The 2,906-nt window shown below is 36.8% G+C and carries 1 protein-coding gene and 1 pseudogene; both read right to left on the bottom strand.

The features are described 5' to 3' along the window. Positions 1-1,625 (bottom strand): annotated as a pseudogene (locus ACFIJ9_RS08555) (hypothetical protein); the annotation flags it as partial. An 879-nt stretch (positions 1,626-2,504) separates the two neighbouring features. After that, positions 2,505-2,906: YadA-like family protein (locus ACFIJ9_RS08550; RefSeq protein ID WP_375636762.1), on the bottom strand; the 402-nt coding region annotated here is incomplete at its 5' end.

Genomic DNA, 2,906 nt, shown 5'->3' with positions numbered 1-2,906 from the left:
CCATGCGTTGCTACAAAGGCGCCTTTAGTCTTGTCCCATAACAAAGCGTCACCTTGAGCAAGGGTAATGTCTTTTTCGATCTCTTTGGTAATTTCATCCTTAACATTCTTGAATGTATCTTTAACGTTTTCGAATGAATCACCAACACCGGCGAAGGCAGTCGCGACATCGTTATAAGACTTCTCAGTCGCAGTGCCATCTTTATTGAAGGTTTTAACCTTGAATGTAGGAGCAATCCAAGAATCCCCAAACTGAATTTTAGGATCAAAGCCAGCACCACCGCCTAAAGCTTTTATAATATGGTTAATGTCTTGACCAACGATTGCGAAAGATGCACCTGTACCTGTAGAGAAATCAAATAGATTTTTATAGTCGACGCCAAACGCGCTGCCCACATTGTATCTCTGTGAAGGGAAGCTACCAAGCGTCCAACGTCCAGTCTCCGAGATCACGTCAAAAGAACCGCCGAAAATATTTGCAAGCCTTTTGTTCACTTCATAAATCTGGGAACCATTTATCGCATCGGTTGAGTCTTCTGTGGTACTACCAGCAGCAACATCCAAAAGAAGCCGAGGTTCACCTTCACTATTCAGAATACTTATTTTTTTTAATGGTGATTTAGCAGAAATAGTTATCGTGCCTCCCTCATTCTCTCGGTTTAGTGCAGGGGATAAGCTTCTTAAAAATAGATTATTTTGTTTCTCTTCAATAGCAGGAGCAGGGGGCTCCTTTATCTCAGCAAGTTGATGATTTAAACTTGTGAAAGCACTTTTCACGCCAGAAAATGCATCCGCTACATTCTTAGAACTTTCCTTCTTAGAACTTTCCTTACCCGTAAATGCAGTATCAAGTGCAGGTTGCGTTTGAAACTTAATATTAGGATTTAAATTTCTGAAAGCATCTTCATCCTTAGAACTTTCCCTACCCGCAAATGCAGTCTCAAGCGCAGTATCAAGTGCAATTTGCGTTTGAAACTTAATATTAGGATTTAAATTTTTGAAGGCATCTTCATCCTCTATAAATGCAGAGCCACTATCTTTATATAATTTACTGCCAACAACATAGGCTGGTGGAATGGCTTTAAGCACATTTGTACCGCCACTAAAACCGCTTGATATGTTATTAAAAATCTGAGTATTAGCAGAAACAGGAGAAATATTTGATAAAAAGATAATCACTGAAGCCAATGAAAGCGCTTTAATAAAAAGTAATCGATAAAGCGAGCAAGAATTTTTAAAATCATTCACCACTGGCGCTTTTGATGTGGTATATAATTTTTTCATAACAAATTCTCCAAGTAAAAAAAACATATTCAGAACATAAAAAAAACACATTTCAGCGCTAAGGATGATTTTGTGGTGTGGTTTTGTTTGTTCTTTACAAAGTTTAGGTTTGTCGCAGAGGCGAACGGAAGTAATTAGAGCTTCGGCAAGGCTGCGATTAAGGTTGATTAGCGATTTGGTTAATGGGTTTTTGATTTTTTTCGCCTTTAAGAAGGGTTCTCTTTTTGCAACAAAATTTCTGAATTTGAGGGGGAGGAAATAGATAGAACGGATACGAAGAGGACATATTTGCACGCTGTTGTTAGATCTGCGGTTTATAGTTTTTAAAGTGAAAGAGGTCATTTTGTATGCTTAAGAGGCTATAAGGTATAGTTGCGGAAAAAGGTTAAGTTGTCCGGCGAATGATTTAGAGTATTTGTTGTGAAATCATTGCGCTTTTATCGTAGGGATAAGCGACATACTCTCGAGTTTTAGATTTTTTCGCTTGAAGAGCTTTAAAATAAAACGAGGATAGTTGTGTGATTTTTTCATGATCCGTCGCACCTCCCTTTGCGAGAACTTTTTCTGTTTTTACCAGAATGAGTCTTACTAAAGACTATTTTTATAGTTTTATAGACTGTTGAGTAAAATAGCAAGAAGAAAATGAATTTAATTATTTTTACAGAATGAGTCTTTCCGATTTATACAATCGTGAAATATCCTTATAACTTTAAAATTCATAGATTCCATGCATTATAGACTTGTCTAGAGCTTCTGTTTCATAGTTTGTTTGAGGTATCCCATTTTGATCAAAATGAGTCTTACTCATAATTGCCGCTGTTGCATACCTCATGATTGCTACTGCTATGTACAGAGCAAATAAGTAAAATAATAAAATGGGATTTTTACTTTTTTAAACGTATCCCCCCAATGGATATTTTCTATCAATGAAATTATAGAACGTACAGTTTTAAAATACTGTGCGATTACGCACTCTATCAATTTATATGAGAGTATTACTCTGTATTTGTAAAATTTTTGTTAAAGTGCTTCACTTCTCACTAAAATAAATCTCACTAAGATTCTTACTATAGAATATATTGTTATGAGACTTTATATAAGTATACTACTCTATAGCTTTCTCTGTAAAATATTACTTCTCTATAATATAAAATTTCGCCCTTGTCTGATGAGACAAGGGCGAAACTTCGCTTAAATTGTAGTTTTTCATATACTCTGATATTATCTTAATTTCAGAGTTATTCCACCACCTACGCCCCACTGACCTCCGGCACTGGTTGCTGATAGATTAGAGCGAATCTTGCCATCTTCAGATGTATAACCTGCACCAATAGCAAAGGCAGATTGGCCACGCCAAAAACCACCACCAAATGAAACACTCACAGATCCTGGATCATCGAAGTAACGTAAGTTAGACACTGCCAAACCAATCGCTGCTGCTTGCCTTGCCTCTTTGCGCACATTCGTAATATCATAACTTAGTGCGTCAAACTTCATATCGGTATAGGATTTCGCCTCGTTAATACTATTATTGACAAGACCGTTAACTTTCTCATCCGTATACTTATTGGCATCTTCAAGAACCGTCTTCATCTGCTGTTCTGTGTAATCATGTAACTGACC

Source organism: Bartonella sp. MR90HLJMH, from assembly GCF_042194115.1.
In the GTDB taxonomy this organism is placed as follows: Bacteria; Pseudomonadota; Alphaproteobacteria; order Rhizobiales; family Rhizobiaceae; genus Bartonella; species Bartonella grahamii.
This window is presented reverse-complemented; position numbering and strand designations above follow the sequence as displayed.